Source organism: Lewinella sp. 4G2, from assembly GCF_001625015.1.
Lineage (GTDB): Bacteria > Bacteroidota > Bacteroidia > Chitinophagales > Saprospiraceae > Neolewinella.
This window is the reverse complement of sequence record NZ_LVWJ02000014.1, coordinates 2,798,211-2,814,989: the sequence shown is the minus strand read 5'-3', so window position 1 is coordinate 2,814,989 and position 16,779 is coordinate 2,798,211. Positions and strand designations below refer to the sequence as shown.

Below are 16,779 nucleotides of genomic sequence, written 5' to 3'. Positions count from 1 at the left end.
TTTACGGTAAAGGCAGTTGGCTTAAAAGACGCCTACAATCCTTCCCCCAAGGCCCAGAAGGCTACCCCTTGCAAAGCCTCCACGCGTTTGGCGGGGCTCATGGCGGCGTAGTCCGGCCGTTCATTAAGCCAGCGACCGAGGAGGCGGCCGGCGAAGAGGCGGAAGTAAGCGTAGTCGCCGTCGTATTCCGCGCTGGCCCAGAGCGCGACGGCGGATTCGTAGCGACCGCACTTAAGTGGTTTGGACCCTAAACCGCAGAAGCGGGTCTGTTCATCCTGCCGCATATCCTGGCGGATGCTCAACGTGAATGGCGTGCTGATGCCCCCTTTAAAATAGTGGAGCCACTCGCGGTAGGGAATATCCGTTTCTACCTCCTCGCGGGCGGCGGCGCGGTAGGCGATGTACAGGCCCGTGGCAGCAGCACTTGGCTCTAGTTGGCAGGTATTCGTCGTGCTAAATGCAGCGCAGGGGAGCCGCGATTCTTCGTAGTACAATTCGTCCGTCAGGTAGGCGCTCCAGTCCGTATAGGTCGGCAGCAGCAGGCCGGCGCTGTCGATGCGTTCGTAGAGAGAGAGGGTGTACAGGGCAGCAGCGTTATCGGCTGGCCGGAAGAAGGGTTCGTCCGCCCGGCTGGGTAGGTGTTTGTACTTGCTGCGGATGAGGCGCGTCCCCAAATGATTACCGATGCGGCCGAGTTCGCTGGCGCGCCCGGCGTTGCCCGTCGCCAGTTGGTAGTGCGCCAGGGTCGCTCCGGCGTGAGCGAGGAAGAAGACCTGTTCGTCCCAACTTCGCTGCCGTTTCCACTGCGGAAAGTTCGTGGGGCTAGCGGCAAAATAGGCCAGTACGGCCAGCGTAGAATCAATGGCTCCCGCCCGCTCCGGGTACCAGGTTTTGGCCCGCAAGAGTGCCTGGCTGGCGGTGCTGGCCAGCAATAGTCTTTCGTCGGCCCGGTCCACCTCGTTGATGCGCCACAGGTCCGTCGTACTTAGGTGGTCGAGCAGCGTATCGACGTCCTGCTTCGCCAGCGTCCGGTTTTCATCCTGCACCTTGATGGTGATCGTTAGGGTCAGCAATCCTATTCCCAACAAGAAGGGCACGGCGGCGTAGGGGCGCTGCCGCAGGTGCCAGAGATAAAGGGCAAGCAGAATAAAGGCAACGGCAAGCAGTAAGGACGGAATCACGGCTTAAAGGTAGCATCTACACTGAATTCGCGGCTAAGGTTTGTAGGGAGGAGGCATCGCCCTACCCTTGTTGGACGGGTGTAGGCTTTCCAATCGGGAACTTACCTTCGCGGCATGACGAACCCCGACATTGCCCGCCACTTCCGTGAACTCGCCCGCTTGATGGAGTTGCACGGGGATAACCCGTTCAAGATCCGTTCCTATACCAGCGCCTATAATAAGCTGCGGAAGGATGACCGGCCGCTGGCATCCATGTCGGAAGAAGAGTTGCAGAAACTGGACGGCGTCGGGAAAGCCATCGCGGGAAAGATCCACGAACTGGCCACGACCGGCGAAATGGCGACCTTAAATAAGTGGCGCGACCAGACTCCCGCCGGCATCCAGGAGATGCTCAACATCCGCGGTTTCGGACCCAAAAAAGTGAAGGCTGTCTGGGACGGGCTCGGGGTAACTACCGTCGGCCAGCTACTCTACGCCATCAACGAAAACCGGCTGGTGGAGCTGAAGGGGTTCGGAGCCAAGACCCAGGAGACCCTCCGCGAGAAGCTGGAGTTTCACCAGCGGAGCCGGGGGCAGTTCTTGTACCGCGATCTCGACTTGGCAGCAAAGGCTTTCCTTGCCGAACTCACCCGTCTCTTCCCCGAAGCGACCACGGAGCGTTCCGGTGCCTTACGTCGTTGTTGCCCTACCCTTACGCGGATGGACTTTGTCACCACCATCGCACCCGCGGCAGCGCCCGAATTGGAAGGCGTAGACATCTTAATCCATAAAGACAACCAGACCACCGGCGTGGTGGATGGCTACCCTTTCGTACTCCACCACGTGACTGCGGAAAACTTTGGGTCGAAGCAATTCAAACACACGGGCAACCCGGAATTTTTGCAGGCCTTCGTGGAGCGCTACCCCGGAAAAGACTTCACCGGATTGGCTACGGAAGCGGAAGTATTTGCGGCCGTCGGCATGCAGTTCATCCCACCTGAATTACGGGAAGACGACACCTGGTTAGACACCGCTGCCGCAGGCCAACTTCCGGACTTGATTGAAGCTACCGACGTGCGCGGCGTCGTTCACTCCCACTCCACTTACAGCGACGGTATCCACAGCCTCCGGCAGATGGCCGAGGCCGCCCGCGATAAAGGGTACGCCTACCTGGTGATCTCCGACCACAGCCGCACGGCCGTGTACGCCGGTGGATTGAAGGAAGATCGTGTCCGTGAGCAATGGGCTGAGATCGATGCGTTGAACGTTGAATTGGCGCCCTTCCGCATCTACAAAAGCATCGAAAGCGACATCCTCAGCGACGGCAGCCTGGACTATCCGGACGACGTGCTGGCTGGGTTTGACCTCGTGATCGCCAGTATCCACAGCGGCCTGAATATGGACCAGGAGAAAGCCACCGAACGCCTCCTTACTGCGATTCGAAATCCACACACCACGGTCTTGGGCCACCCCACCGGAAGGCTGCTCCTGAGCCGGGAAGGCTACCCTATTGACCACGCCCGCATCATCGATGCCTGCGCAGAGCATAACGTCGCCATCGAACTCAACGCCAACCCCTACCGCCTCGACCTGGACTGGCGGTGGATTCCCTACGCTACGGAGCGCGACGTCCCCGTCAGCATCAACCCCGACGCTCACTCTATGGGTGGGATTGACGACATCGTGTACGGTGTGTTAGCCGCTAGAAAAGGTGGGTTGACGGCAAAAAACTGTTGGAATAGCCAAGAAAAATTGCCGCTGGTCGACAAATAGGCGATTCAGTTGATTGTTTTTCTAACAATACTTGTGGTGACAAAAATTTGGGGCGGGAACGCGTGGCGGACGAAATGTTTCGTGGTGTAATCAATGAGGCAGCGAATTTCCGCTAGCCTGCGTTACGCATTCGTCCCTACTGTTAAGGAAACGTAAAGGAATTAACATTCTTATCGTTTCTTTGGGATGAATCGAGCGCCGGCCCACGAACCGGCTTTCTGCAGAATACTATCACTCGGGCTACCCACACACTAGCCTAATTCTTAATCAACCTAACCTTTTATTCGTATGCAAAAATTGCTACTATTAAGCTGGGCGCTGTTACTGAGCTGTGCGGCTCTGACGGCCCAGACGGCGATTACGGGTACGGTGTCGGACTCCGAAGGGATTCCGCTCATCGGTGCTTCCGTTTTCGCTAAAAGCACCACGACCGGCACGGTCACGGATATTGACGGAAATTTCTCCCTCAATCTCCCCGCCAACACCGAAATTCTCGTCATTTCCTACACGGGCTTCGCCAACTTGGAAATCCCGGTCATTACTGGCCAGACGGACTACAAGGTGACCTTACTGGAAAGCGCTACTTCCCTCGATCAGGTCGTCGTTACGGCAAACGGTATTGAGCGGTCCAAGCGTGATCTCGGTTATGCGGTATCTACCATCAGTTCCGACGAGGTAGGTACCGTGCGGGAAACCAACGTCGTAAACTCCCTGCAGGGTAAGGTATCCGGCGTACAGGTGAGCCAGCAGAGTGGTAACCTTGGTGGTTCATCCAAGATCCTCATTCGCGGTATCAGCTCGCTCTCCGGCAACAACAATCCACTGTGGGTAGTGGACGGGGTGCCGATCTTCGACAGCAACATTTCTACGGGTAGCCGGATCTCCGGTGGTTTTGACACGGGTAACCGCGCTCAGGACATCAACCCGGACGATATTGAATCCATCACGGTACTGAAGGGTGCTAACGCAGCCGCTCTTTACGGTAGCCGGGCCGCTAACGGTGCCATTATCGTGACCACTAAGAAAGGCGGCAAGGGTAACCGCGCCGAGATCACTTTCAACAGTACGGCCCGTGCGGATTCTCCACTGCGCCTCCCCGATTTCCAGAATGAGTACGCTCAGGGATCTAACGGCCGTTACAACCGCCAGAACCTGAATGGTTGGGGTCCCCGTATTAATGGTCAAGTCCTGCCTAACCTGTCCGACGAGGAAGTGCCTCTGCAAGCCAACCCTGATAACGTAAAGGACTTTTACGAAACGGGTAGCACGCTGATCAACAACCTCGCCATTGGCGGTGGCTCCGAGAAGAGCAACTACCGTTTCAGTATGACGAGCCTGAACCAGCAGGGGATTTTCCCCGGTTCCGAGCTTGATCGCATCACCCTTGGTTTGAATGCCGGCCAGAAGTTTGACCAGAAGATCAGCTCTTCCTTTGGTATCAACCTGGTGCGTACAACCAGTGAAGGACGGGTAGCCCAGGGTGCTAACGACCCGAACGTTCTCTCCAGCATCGTTAACTCCTTCCCCCGTAACCTGGACCTGAACACCATCACGGACTACATCGACGAGTCCTCCGGTGTAGGCGAACAACTGAATACGCTCACGGGAATGACGAACAACCCTTACTGGATTGCCAACGAGAACCGCTTCGATACTGAGGCAGACCGCGTGTTCGGTAACTTCGCCCTGACTTACGAACCCCTTTTCTGGTTGGACATCACCGGTCGTGTGGGTATCGACTTCATTGCGGACAACCGCTTCCGCTCCAACCGTAAGGGCACCCTCGGTCGCCTGCCTGGCGACTTCACCGATGACCGCATCGAGCAGCGCCAGCTGGACTACAACTTCCTCGTAACTGCCGCTAACGACCTGGGTGATGACTTCTTCATCAAAGGAATCATTGGCTTTAACTACAATAACCGGGTATTTGAACGCCTCTTCAACAACGCGCAAAACTTGACGGTAGATGAGCTGTACAGCACGGGTAACGCGGAGGTCAACAACGTAACGAATGACTTCAGCGAGCGCCGCCTCTTCGGCCTTTACGGAGACCTGACGCTTACTTACCGCGATTACCTCTCCCTGAACGTAACGGGTCGTAATGATTACACCTCTACCCTGGGTCTGAACGAAAACAGCTACTTCTACCCCAGTGTTGGTCTGAGCTTCGTATTTACTGACGCCTTTGAGATCAACAGCGACGTGCTGAGCTACGGTAAGTTCCGTTCTAGCTTCGCAAACGTCGGTGGTGACACGGCACCTTACCAATTAGCGTTCAATTACTCACCTCAGACGACGGTATTTGGCCAATTCGGTACGGGTACGAGTTTCCCATTCAACGGCCGTTTGGGCTTCTCCGGCCCGGGAACAATTCCTCCCACAAGCCTACGCCCGGAGAACCAGAACAGTTTTGAGATCGGTACTGAACTTCAATTCTTCGGTGGCCGCCTTGGCCTTGACGCTACTTACTACCGTGTCATCACTACCGACCAGATCCTTGCCGTGCCAATTCCTGAATCTACCGGATTCGGCTTCCAGTTGCAGAACGTTGGTGAGACCTCCAATACGGGTGTAGAATTCGAACTGAACTTCGCTCCCGTTCGTACGGAGAACTTTAAGTGGAATTCACTCGTCACCTTCACGGCGAATGAATTCATCGTCGAAGACCTGGGTGAAACGGCTGAAGAGCTCGTCATCAACAGTGGCTTCAACGGTCAGTCCATCATTGCCGTCCCCGGCGAGACTTACGGACTCTATGCATCTACTTTCCGCCGCGCCGTGGCTGACTCTAGCCTGGCACTTGCTGACCAGCGCATCATCGCTAACCCAGAAACGGGTCTCCGCGAAACGGCTGGTGTTGAGCGTATTGGTGATGTATACCCCAACTTTATCATGGGTTGGACGAATAACCTGAACTGGAAGGGTTTAAACTTCCGCTTTACGTTTGATTACCGTGACGGTGGCCTGCTCTACTCTGAAACCGTTGCTAGTTTGCGCAGCGGCGGCCTTGCCGCTGAGACTGCCGTTAACCGTGAATCTTCTTTCGTAGACACGGAGAGTTTCTTTGAGGATGCGGAAGGCAACCTTACGCCAAACGACATTCCGGTTACGGCCCAGCAATTCTGGACCAACTACACTGCCGCGGATGAGACATCTTTCTTCGATGCCAGCTTTATCAAGTTGCGGGAAATTGCAGTTAGTTACACCCTGCCCTCAACGCTATTGAATAAACTACCCATTCGCTCGGCTACCATTGGTTTGGAATCCCGGAACCTCGGCATCCTCTACAGCACGATCCCTCACATCGATCCAGAATCCAACATTTTCGGCTCAGCGAATGACGGTGCGGGTATTGAATTCAACAGCCCGCCGACTACGCGTACGTTCGGTCTTAACCTCCGTTTGGGCTTCTAAGCTAATTGCTAAGTCCACACTAATTCAAATCATCAAGAAGTTGCTGGCTGAAAGAAAAACCAGCCAGCAGCTTTAAGAAAGTAATAATGAAAAGATTAATTTATCTACCAGTGCTCGTGCTCTTGCTCGGTTTCGTTGGGACTTCCTGCGACGATCAGCTTGACATCAACACTGACCCACTCGCGGCTACTGCGGTAGACGCTAACCTCCTCTTTCCGGAGGTCCTTCTCAACTTCTCAAATAACCGCGAAGCTGAGCTCGACGGTCGCCTTGGTACCGTACTCCAGTACAATGAAGCAATTTTTGGTGTGATCGGTGATTACGCCCGTGCCGAGCGTAGTAACGTCAACATGATGAACAATACCTGGGGTGCCATGTACGGCAACGCGGTAAAGAACATCAACCTCCTCGAGGCCACCGCCCGTGAAGCAGAACCTGGAACGCAGAACAACATCCTGGCTCAGGGCCTCATTATGAAGTCCCTCATTTTCTGGCAAGCTACCATGCTGTGGGAAGACATTCCGTTCCGCCAGGCGGCTGACTTCGTCACGGCCCTTCCCGAATACGAGCGCCAGGAAGACGTCCTCCGGGGTATCGTAAGTGATCTCGACGAAGCTGCTAACCTCATTGATGAGGAAAGCGCCAAGATGACGAATGGCGACCTGGTTTACGACGGTGATATGGACCTATGGTTGAGAGCTGCCAATAGCCTCAAACTGAAGATTCTGCTGCAAATCGCCAACGTTGACGAAGCGAGCGTCCGCGATCAGATCCGAGCTACGGTAAACAGCCCACTGTTGGAAACGGAAGACCAGAACGCTCAGCTGGAATACCTCGACATGGCGGGTGCCTTTAATCCTTTCTGGAGTATTCTCAACAACTTTGCTGGTGGTGTTAATCCAACCTGGTACACGGCTGGTGAAGTTTGTTTTGATCTCCTGGAAGACCTGGATGACCCACGTCTAGGTGTATATTACTCGGAGAGCGCAGCCGACTCTACTCAGGGTACCGGCAATTTCGGGGTACGTAGCCCCGCCGGTGTCTTCCGCAGCGAAGGTGGTACGGCTGCCATTGTTAGCCTGACGGTGATTCGTGCGGATCGCCCCGATACTTACATTACTGCGGCAGAGACTCAACTCTACAAAGCAGAGGCTATCCTCCGCGGATTAGCCGACGGTAGCGCCGAAGATGCGTTTGCCGCTGGTATCCGCGCCAGCATGGATGAATTTGACACGACCGCCGAAGCCATTGAGGAGGATGCCGTTACGGCATACATCAACTCTTTGGATCTTGATCTGGAAGGCATCCACGAACAACTGTATCTGGCCAACTTCCTCCGTATTCCTGCCGCGTGGGCGGAGTGGAGAAGAACGAAGGTCCCCAATTTGTCTACTCCTAACGGTAGCAACGCCGACGGAGTCGTTCGCCGTTTCTTCTACCCACCGGATGAGCGCGCTGCAAACCCCAACGTTCCCGAAACGCTGGACGCCAACCTAGATTCACCAATGTGGTACGAGGGTAACTAACCTTAGCCTCTCTAAAAGCAAAATCAATGAAGTTTAGTAATATATTCTTAGCCTTGCTCTGCATGGCGGCGCTCAGTTCCTGCGAATGGGACACTTTTGAAGATGAGCCCACCCCCGCCGGCCTCGAATTCGGTGACCGTTACATCCGCATCTCTACCGGCGCTGCAGCCGGTATGGAGGAGGTCGTCGTAAGTGAGACCAACACCATGACATCCGTGGAGGTACAGTACCCCTTTAACGATGGTAGTGACATCGACTACTCCTATTCCCTCGGTGGAACGGCAGTTTTTGGTGAAACTTACACCATCGACGGTGCATCCGCTTCCGGTGGCTCCGGCACCATTGTCTTTGATAACGGTGACGAGTTGAACACTGCTTTCTCTACGGATGACATCACGATTGAGTTCCTGGTAGATACGTTGGCGGCTGGCCCCGAAACCATCGTGCTTACGCTGACCGAAGCTTCGGGCGGTAGCGGTAACGTTGTTGCGGGGCAAACGCCTGAACTGCGTACTTCCATTACACTGAATCTGGTTAACGATTAGTCCGCTACTCGGTAAACCAATCGAAAGCGCCCTGTTTTACTCAGTAAAGCAGGGCGTTTTTCGTAGATTGATTGATCATTGCGCTCAGCATTATCGACTAGCCTTTGAATACCATTCCTGTAACCCCAGAAAATATGCGGCCACTATTACTCGCTTGCTTTTTCCTAGCTTCATCATTCCTGTGTGCCCAACCCGGCGCAAAGCAAAAGTTTGCTGCGGCAGCCTATGCTGGCGTCAACCTGAGTCAGATCGATGGGGATTATTACTTTGGCTACAATAAGATTGGGGTTCGGTTTGGGGCGGAAACGCAGATCTTACTAACGCCCAAATCATTCGTGACCGTCGGCGTGGGCTTCGCTCAGGCTGGAGCCAAATCCAATCGGTCCGAGAGAAAAGAAAGGGGGAACAACGCAATTGACCTTCGCCTCAACACCGTCGAAGTTCCGCTACTCTATAATCTCCGCCTGGGAAATAAGCGATTCGCGGGTAAGAAAGACAACTTTAAATTGTACCGAAGTGGTGTATTGCAACTTGGCTTCGTGGTGTCCCGCCTAACTAGCTACACCATCGAAACTTCCGGCAAAACGGAGCGGCTCCCCCGCAATTTTAACTTCGCAGCCGTAGAAGATGAATATCGGGACTGGGATGTCAAAGTTATGGTTGGTGTCACCATCCCCACTGGCCTCCGGGGCGCACTTTTCATCCAGCACAACAAGTCCTTCGTGGGGCTCTACCGCCCCAATAATTCAGCGTACGATGAAGTCCTTCCCCTTTACCCTTATTCGCTCAGTATGGGGTACAAGCATATCTTGTACTGATTGTCGGTAGTTATTTCGGGGAGCTCCCAAGTTGTTAAGCCAAGCTATTTTTTGATTTATACCGTTATATAGTCGGAACGTAGACACGCTTAAAATGCTATCATTTTGCCGGTATAGTTTGTTGGTACTCTTTACTAGTTCCGGCGTTTTTGCACAGACCAACGGCGTCAAAGACTCCGTAGAAGTCCACCGCAACGACACCATCTATTTCGATTTCGCGGGCGCTGACGTAGATGCCACCGCAAAGACCAAGATCCACCAAATGGTTGCCGACCGGCCTGGAGACCTGGAACTGTACATCGAAGGCCACACCGATGCCGTCGGGACGGACGCCGCCAATGAAGCGTTGGCCGAAGCCCGGTGCCAAGCCGCCCGCGCAGCCATGATCGAAGCCGGCTGGCCTGCGGATAAGGTAGAACTCCGGTATTTTGGGGAACGAAAATTAGCCGTCCCCACCCAGGCTAAAGAACGATTGAACCGCCGCGTCCTCCTACGGTCGGGCTTGCCACGGACTTACATTCAACTGACGGGTACCGTTCGCGACGAAGTCGGCAATCCCATTCCCGGTGGCGCCATTGCTCACGGGACTTACCTCATAGACACGGTTACCGCGGATGATCAAGGGAAGTTTGCCATCTGGCTGCCCGCCGACGACCCGATTCGGTTGGACGTCTTTGCGCGGCGACACTTCATTGAGACTAGGGACATTAAACTCAGCGTGGCGGACGGCCCTCCCCCACCCTTCGACGTTCGCCTCAAGCTGGCAACCACCGGCCGCAGGATTGACATCCAAAATCTCTACTTCGTAGGAAATAAGACCAAACTTCTACCGGGAGGATCCACCGCCTTAGAAAGGCTGTATCACTTCATGGAGTACAACGCCGACACGAGGATAGAACTGGCCGGCCACGTCAACCAACCGGGCGAGCCACAGCTCCCGGGTACGCGACTGCACGCCCTCGCAGGTGCCCGGGCCAAAGTGGTCTATAATTACTTGGTAGGAAGAGGGATTGAACCAGAACGCATGCGCTACCGCAGCTACTCGAATTACGAAATGGTGAATCCGAACCCGGTTGATGAGCGGGAGATGCGGGCGAATCGAAGAGTGGAGATTAGAGTTTTGTAGTATCGTAGTCGGGTAGTCAGGTAGTACGTACTACCCGACTACCCGACTAAATCAGCCCTTCCTTCTCCAGTTGCTTCTTCAGGTTATCCAGCACGCCATTAATGAACTCCCGGCTCTTCGGGGTACTGTACGCTTTGGAGATATCGATGTACTCATTGATGGTCACCTCGGGCGCGATGGCGGGAAATTGGGTGAACTCCCCTACCGCCATTTTGAGGAGAATCATGTCGACGATGGCAACGCGGTCCGCGTCCCAGTTTTGGAGGACGGTTTTGATTCTCTCCAGTAAGGTTTCCTCTGCCTCCACGACAAAGCGCAGGAGTGGCCGGCCGAAGTCGGTAATGGCTTCGCTGGGGGATTCGTAGTCGTGGTAGAAGCTGGCGTCCACCGGCATGGACTTAATTGTCTTCTTCATGGCTCCGATCACCAGGCTCTTGTCTTCATTCCAAAGTGGGAACTGGTCCTCCACCATGTTGAGGAATAGATCTTGCTTCTGTAACCACTTGTACAGCGCCAACAGCAAGGTCTTAGTTTCCTCGTTGCTGGGGTTGGGGATTTCGAGAAATGACTGATGTGTATCCGTCTTACCAAACTCGCGGTAAAGGCTCTGGATCTGGTCCGCATCGATCATGGATCGGACGCCGTAACGATCGTAGATCTGGCTGAGGTCATTGTTATCCGACAGCGACTGCACGCACTGGTTATCGGCCAACACCGGGCGGAATGACTTGTCTTCTTCGGTCGGCCGCAACTTTGCTTGGCGGGTAGCGAAGTCGTGCTTAGCATACTCACACACCCGCTGGAAGATCAGCAGGTTTTCCAGATAGAGTTTGAAGGTATTCCGCGTCATACTATTCAGCAGCGATACGTAGGCGTTCGGCGTGCTAAACCCCTGCCGCTGGGCGGCGTAGAGGACTTGCATAACTTTGATTCGGACGTTGCGGCGGCTCAGCATGGGGCAGTATTTCAATTGAGGACACGGGCGTTCTGGCGTGTCTGCCGCAAAGGAACATCGTTTTGCCCAAATACCTGGCATAAAATGTCAAGTCCTTGAGGTGAATACTCAACTCAACGGCGGATGTAACGATAAGGCGTAGTGGGTCTACCGTTAGATAGATTGCACTTCACTGATGGTCAGTGCTTGAACGGCCCGCTTCAAGAAGCCGGGGATTACGGTTTCGTGCGTTCGCGTGATTCGTTCCGGGTGGTTGAGATCCTCCATGATCTGTAGCCACTTATCCCGGCCATGGTCCTTGATGACCTCATCCTTTATATCCTTGCGGCTGAAGTGCGCCATCATCCCTTCCGGGTCGGCCTCCGGGTGGAATTGTACGCCGACAATCTCGTCACTCCAACGGATGGCCATCACGGCGCGTTCAAGGTCGACGTGAGGGCGGATCTTTTCCAGAGCGATTACGGAAGCACCAATTTCTTCGAGGCGGACATCGTTTGGCTCGATCACCTGGAAGCGGCGGAAGTCGGCCACCCAGAAAGGGTTGTCCAAGCCGGCGAACAGTAGGTCCATATTCTCGTCGTGCTCACGGTATACTGGAAAGGTGCCGAAGCTAATCCCTTTACGGGCACAAACGTTGGCCAGTTCAAAGTGGGCCACGGCCATCTGAAAGCTGTGACAAATGAAGAGCACGTGCTTCTTCCGGCCATTGCTCAGGTTATACTGGTAAACCTTATCCAACCATCCCGTCCAAGCATCCTCCCAGCCTTCGAGGCCGTCGCCACCAATGGGGTTACCCGGGCCGCCGGAAGAAATGAAAATGTCGTAGGTCATGTCCGGCACCCGCGAGGTTTGGCGCACGTCGAATACTTTGTAATCGATGACGTCAGCTAATTGCTCGACGATCTCCTTGATGCACCGCATACCCTGGTTAGGGATGCCGTTGTACAGGTCCAGAATGGCCAGTTTCAGTTTGCTCATTGGGGAAAGATTTTTGGGTAACCGGGGTCAAGACGGCAAAAGCCAGTCGTTGGTTCGACGTAATTCCAACGCCAAGGTAACGAGAATCTCGGTAGACGATATTGCCTGATGCGCTTTGGTCAGAAAATCCGCCAACGCACCTAAGTCTTCGAATCTTACCCTGAACATTGCCGTTCCGTTTTACGCTCCAGCAGTAGAATAAAACAGAATTACCAATGCAAAAGCTAAGAAAGAAACGCGTCTACGAAGGTAACCCCGTCGGTCTCTCCGACAAGGCCTGTAAGGAGATCGCTCAAGACCTTGATAAGCACCTTGCCGCACTGTGGGTGATGTACGCACAGTACCACAAGCACCACTGGATGGTGGAAGGCCCACAGTTTCGCGACCTCCACCTTTTCCTACAATCCCACTACGAAGAGGTAAACCTGCAGCTGGACGCCGTCGCTGAGCGCATTACGCTGCTCGGTTACACGCCATCCACCCGCCTGGATAAGTACCAGACTCTTTCCTACATCCCCCAGGAGGATGAAGATGTCTTCCATATCCGCGAGAGCCTCGAAAACGACATGAAGAACGAGCGGAAGATCGCCGTCGAATTCCGGAAGACCATCAAACTCTGCATCAAGCACGATGATTTCGGCACTAAATCCATGTTGGAAGGCTTCCTCTTCAAAATCGAAGACCGCGCCCACCACCTGGAGCACTTCCTCGGTGAGGATACATTGGCCTACGGCTTCCTCCACGAAGCGCCACCCGTAGAGACGGGCGATGAAAAGAAGTCTAAGAAGAAAGGGAAGTAATCCCCTCGACCACCAATTCTACTAGAAAGCAGCTATCCTCAAATTGAGGATGGCTGCTTTTGTCGTTTCAGGACACCCTACCCCACCACGACCGAACAACGTGCAGCCGCACGCCTTAACAAACCAGAAAATCCTTTGAAATGAAATATTTGACCTTACTCTTTCTATCTACCATAATATTTTTCGCCTGTGGTGATCCTGGAGCGACAACGTCTGATCCGGTCGTAGCAAGCACTCCGACAGACGCCATCACCGAACGCGTTGCCGCGGCGGAAAAGCGCTTGGCGGGTTCCGAAGGTGGCCAACTCGTAGCCAGCGCAATAGAAGCTCACGGAGGTCTCGACGCTTGGTACCGGCAAAGCCCCCTTTACTACCACTTCAACTACGTACCGACCGACGGCAAGGGAAAGGTCCGCAACAGTTTTATTCTGAATGACTACCGGGGCGCACGGGCCGTACACCAAAAGGCGGGCGACCTTGACGTCACCTACGGCTTCGACGGAACGGACGCCTGGCAAAACCCCGCCGATAGTGACCCCGGCGTAAGTCCCCGTTTTTGGTCGTTAACGCCCTACTACTTCGTTGGCCTTCCGTTCGTGCTGGCTGACGAAGGCATCAACTTTGAGGTTCTCGAAAATGCGGAATTGGACGGTGCGGACTTGCAACGGGTCAAGGTTACCTACGAAGCTGGCACCGGAGACGCGGACGATGATTACTACATCCTCCACCTGGACCCTACTACCCACGAGCTGGTGGCCCTTAATTACATCGTCAGCTACCGCGGCTTCTTTGAGGAGGGGAAATCCCTACCAGAAAAACTCATGCGCCTTAAAGGGAAAACGCGCGTTGACGGCATCCTGCTACCAACGGGTTACGCCACCTCCTGGTCGAGTGATCCGGACGTGAACATTACGGATATCACTATCGCTGATTACGAATTCCGCCCCGATACGGAGGACGCTGCATTTGACAAACCAGCTACCGCAAAAGTCGTCAATGACCTACCTACGGAATAACTAAGTAATTGGGATGCCGCTGGCCATCTCGGTTTAGCGACCTCCCTTCTTGGCTTCCCAGAGCCCGAAGAGGACCACACCGATGCCCAACCAGATCAGGTTGCTCATTAGTTGGAAATCGAGAAAATGCTCACCGGCCAGTATTTCACGGGAGTAGATCGCTACGTAGGATAACGTGATACCGGTGAGGGTACCGAGCAAGACTTGCAGAAGAGAGGGGGCCTGCTTAGCAGCAGTAAAGCGTTTCAATAATTGGCGCATGGAATTAGGATTCAGATGGCGCCGGGTTGGTCATGTGTATAATCCAAAGGTAACCGCTAACAAGGTGTATTCGGTGTTGTCCGCCCCATCGAGCTTTGTCCGCGCTAAAACATTTTGCCCTTCTTATGCGGGAGCGCCAACAAACGTGACCTTATCCTCCCAGTTTCCTCGCGGTCGCGGCAAATCCGGTGCGGCGTGATGGCCCAGGTAGAACAACCCAAGGCAGCGTTCCCGCTCCCCTGCCCCGGGGAACTCTCCGTACCCGCCGCACATGAATCCAGGGCTGGACCAGTAGCCACCGAGACCGAAGGCATCCAGGCTAGTCCACAGGTTTTCTACGGCACAACCCACGGCGGCAACTTCTTCCCATTCCGGGACGGATTCCGCTTCGTCCCGGTGTAGAAAGATGGCCAGTACGACTGGGCTCTGCGTCAGCTTTTTCCCAAACTTTTTTTCTAGCTTCTCCCCCCAAGCACCTGCGGCAGCGCCCTGATTGTACACGGTGCGCAACTCGTCGAGCAACTGATCTTTTCCCGTGCCCTGGTAGACCCGGAAGCGCCACGGCTCGGTTTTGCGGTGGCTGGGGGCCAGGTTGGCGGCCGCTAGCAAAGTGCGCAGCGTGGCTTCTGCAACCGGCTGGTCCGTGAAAAATTGGGGGAAGATGGAACGGCGATTTTCTACGTGTGCGAGCATGCCACGCAAAGGATTTGGACCGTCAGAAAGTTGAATGCGCAGGAGAAATCCTACTCCCCGTAAGTCTCGCGGCTGAGGCCGAAGCACATCAGATCGGCGAGGAAACCGCTGCCCTTGCGAAATTGGTTGCGGAGGTCACCTTCCCGCTTAAAGCCGACTTTACGAGCGGCCCGCTGGGCGGCAAAGTTGTCAGATAACACGTAGTAGTTCAGTTTTTCCAATCCTAACTGCCGGAAAGCAAAACGGAGCATTCGGGCGAGCACCTCAACGGTGTACCCACCTTCCTTTTGGGCGGGATGCAAGAAAAAGTCGAGGCTGGCGGCGGGAACGGACCAGTTTACGTCGCGCACCTGCAGGTAACCGATGAGTTCAGTGGATTCGTTATCCCACACCCCAAACGTAAAATTTTGTTGGAGTAACCAGTCTGCGATGCGGCGGCGTACAAAGCCTTCCGCTTGCTTGGCATTCTCCCCTACCGCCCGCGGAAGATCGGGGTACTGCTCGTGCAAATAATCCTGGCTATCCCGGACCAAATCAAACAGTTGCGCCCCTTCGTGCTCGCGGAAGCGGCGAATCACACACCGCTGCGTAAGTAGGGCGGTATCGATTTCGAAGAGTTCTTCGCGTAACGGTTGGTTGGGGGCTGAGGTAGAAATGCGGCGTAGATTTAGAAGCGGAAACCAATACTGACCTGCATGGAGCGGGTGTAATCTTTATCGTCCTCGTTGTACGTGCGCTCCGGTACGTTGGGGTCTACGTTGGTGATGCGGCGGTCACTTTCGCCCTTGGTAACGTCGGTGAGGCCCAATTGGTAGCGGGCGCCGAGGTAGAGACCATTATTAAGGTAGTAAGCCAAACCGCCCACCAGGCCAAAATCTAAGCGGTTGTACAGGCGGGTGTCGTTGTTGCTATTATAGAAGGCGCCGACCAGATCGGGTAGTGGCTCGGCGAGGCCGGGAACGGTAGTGGAGCCCAGGTTTTGTACGGATGCACCGCCGGGTTCATCACTGAGGTAGTTGCCGTCGATGGTAAATTCATATTCTCCATCACCGAAGCGTGGCAGATTCGTTTCGCGGTAGGTTACGCCTCCACTCACCCGGCTCCCGACGAGAAATCCGGCCGAAACGCCACCTTCAATCTCTAGTTTACCCAGTTTGTAGTAAGCCGTGATTGGGATGTCGATGTAGCTGTTCAGCACGTCCTGGTCGCTGGTCCGGCGGCCGAAGAAGATCTCACCGTCCAAATCATCCGGGCCGGTGTAGAGGTAGAAATAAGAAGGCACGTCGTCGTACACTATCTCGGTTCCTTTTTGGCTGTACAGTAAGTCGGCCTTTAACCCGAACAAGTCGGTAATTTCGTAAGCAAACGTTGCGCCGACGTGAAAGCCGGTCGTTCGGTTCCTGCGTTCGTATTGCCCGCCATCGGCATCCTCTTCGATTGGCCCGGAGAGGGTAACAAAGTTCAGCCCGGCACGGAAGCCACCGCTAAATCCCTGGGCGCTGGCGCAGGTGCACAGGAAAAAGGCAAGAAAAGCAGTAAGGGTAAAACGCATAGCTGGGTGGAGATGAATAAAGCAAGGAAGCTGCCCAATGGCTTGAGCCGCTAAAACTAAAGTGGTACGGGGTTAAGATCGGTGATCACTACCAAATGGTTGGTCGGCAGATCCCCACGAAGAGGAAGACGGTATCGACGGCGCCATTCGTTTCCGGCGCGC

General features: G+C 54.7%; 15 protein-coding genes. 8 read left to right on the top strand and 7 right to left on the bottom strand.

The window, feature by feature from the left end:
• Positions 1 to 32 precede the first annotated feature (32 nt).
• Positions 33 to 1,181 (bottom strand): hypothetical protein, encoded by a 1,149-nt coding sequence (locus A3850_RS11790; RefSeq protein WP_068216731.1) that lies wholly within the window; start codon positions 1,179 to 1,181, stop codon positions 33 to 35.
• A 114-nt stretch (positions 1,182 to 1,295) separates the two neighbouring features.
• Between A3850_RS11790 and A3850_RS11785 the strand changes: the two genes are divergently transcribed.
• The 6 genes from A3850_RS11785 to A3850_RS11760 all read left to right on the top strand — a co-directional run bounded on the left by A3850_RS11785 (position 1,296) and on the right by A3850_RS11760 (position 10,362).
• Positions 1,296 to 2,933, top strand: coding sequence for a helix-hairpin-helix domain-containing protein (locus A3850_RS11785; protein ID WP_068216730.1), 1,638 nt, complete (start codon positions 1,296 to 1,298; stop codon positions 2,931 to 2,933).
• A gap of 288 nt (positions 2,934 to 3,221) precedes the next feature.
• Positions 3,222 to 6,347, top strand: coding sequence for a SusC/RagA family TonB-linked outer membrane protein (locus A3850_RS11780; protein ID WP_082921772.1), 3,126 nt, complete (start codon positions 3,222 to 3,224; stop codon positions 6,345 to 6,347).
• Positions 6,348 to 6,433: 86 nt separating this feature from the next.
• A complete protein-coding gene (locus tag A3850_RS11775; RefSeq protein WP_076639946.1) occupies positions 6,434 to 7,873 on the top strand; it encodes a SusD/RagB family nutrient-binding outer membrane lipoprotein in 1,440 nt (479 codons plus the stop codon).
• A 26-nt stretch (positions 7,874 to 7,899) separates the two neighbouring features.
• Positions 7,900 to 8,418 (top strand): hypothetical protein, encoded by a 519-nt coding sequence (locus A3850_RS11770; RefSeq protein WP_068216726.1) that lies wholly within the window; start codon positions 7,900 to 7,902, stop codon positions 8,416 to 8,418.
• Between the two features lie 134 nt (positions 8,419 to 8,552).
• Positions 8,553 to 9,236, top strand: a complete 684-nt coding sequence (locus A3850_RS11765; protein ID WP_068216724.1) for an outer membrane beta-barrel protein — start codon at positions 8,553 to 8,555, stop codon at positions 9,234 to 9,236.
• A gap of 94 nt (positions 9,237 to 9,330) precedes the next feature.
• Positions 9,331 to 10,362, top strand: coding sequence for an OmpA family protein (locus A3850_RS11760; protein WP_082921771.1), 1,032 nt, complete (start codon positions 9,331 to 9,333; stop codon positions 10,360 to 10,362).
• 46 nt (positions 10,363 to 10,408) lie between these two features.
• Here A3850_RS11760 and A3850_RS11755 read toward each other — a convergent pair whose 3' ends face one another.
• Positions 10,409 to 11,317, bottom strand: a complete 909-nt coding sequence (locus A3850_RS11755; RefSeq protein WP_082921924.1) for a transcription antitermination protein NusB — start codon at positions 11,315 to 11,317, stop codon at positions 10,409 to 10,411.
• A gap of 153 nt (positions 11,318 to 11,470) precedes the next feature.
• Complete coding sequence (locus A3850_RS11750; RefSeq protein ID WP_068216718.1) at positions 11,471 to 12,295, bottom strand: type 1 glutamine amidotransferase; 825 nt, start codon at positions 12,293 to 12,295, stop codon at positions 11,471 to 11,473.
• 215 nt (positions 12,296 to 12,510) lie between these two features.
• On the opposite strand from A3850_RS11750, the gene A3850_RS11745 reads away from it, so the two are divergent.
• Together A3850_RS11745 and A3850_RS11740 are read left to right on the top strand one after the other, a co-directional pair.
• Positions 12,511 to 13,095 (top strand): Dps family protein, encoded by a 585-nt coding sequence (locus tag A3850_RS11745; RefSeq protein ID WP_068216716.1) that lies wholly within the window; start codon positions 12,511 to 12,513, stop codon positions 13,093 to 13,095.
• Between the two features lie 140 nt (positions 13,096 to 13,235).
• Positions 13,236 to 14,111, top strand: coding sequence for a hypothetical protein (locus A3850_RS11740; protein ID WP_068216714.1), 876 nt, complete (start codon positions 13,236 to 13,238; stop codon positions 14,109 to 14,111).
• Positions 14,112 to 14,144: 33 nt separating this feature from the next.
• Here the strand turns inward: A3850_RS11740 and A3850_RS11735 are convergent, their stop codons facing one another.
• The 4 genes from A3850_RS11735 to A3850_RS11720 form a co-directional block, all read right to left on the bottom strand.
• On the bottom strand, positions 14,145 to 14,372 hold the full coding sequence (locus A3850_RS11735) for a hypothetical protein (protein ID WP_068216712.1): 228 nt from the start codon (positions 14,370 to 14,372) through the stop codon (positions 14,145 to 14,147).
• 123 nt (positions 14,373 to 14,495) lie between these two features.
• Positions 14,496 to 15,065 carry a nitroreductase gene (locus tag A3850_RS11730; RefSeq protein ID WP_068216710.1) on the bottom strand — a complete coding sequence of 190 codons (570 nt, stop codon included), beginning with the start codon at positions 15,063 to 15,065 and terminating at the stop codon, positions 14,496 to 14,498.
• Between the two features lie 50 nt (positions 15,066 to 15,115).
• Positions 15,116 to 15,643 carry a GNAT family N-acetyltransferase gene (locus tag A3850_RS11725; RefSeq protein WP_231915314.1) on the bottom strand — a complete coding sequence of 176 codons (528 nt, stop codon included), beginning with the start codon at positions 15,641 to 15,643 and terminating at the stop codon, positions 15,116 to 15,118.
• A gap of 89 nt (positions 15,644 to 15,732) precedes the next feature.
• Positions 15,733 to 16,617, bottom strand: coding sequence for a porin family protein (locus A3850_RS11720; protein ID WP_068216706.1), 885 nt, complete (start codon positions 16,615 to 16,617; stop codon positions 15,733 to 15,735).
• Positions 16,618 to 16,779: the final 162 nt, after the last annotated feature.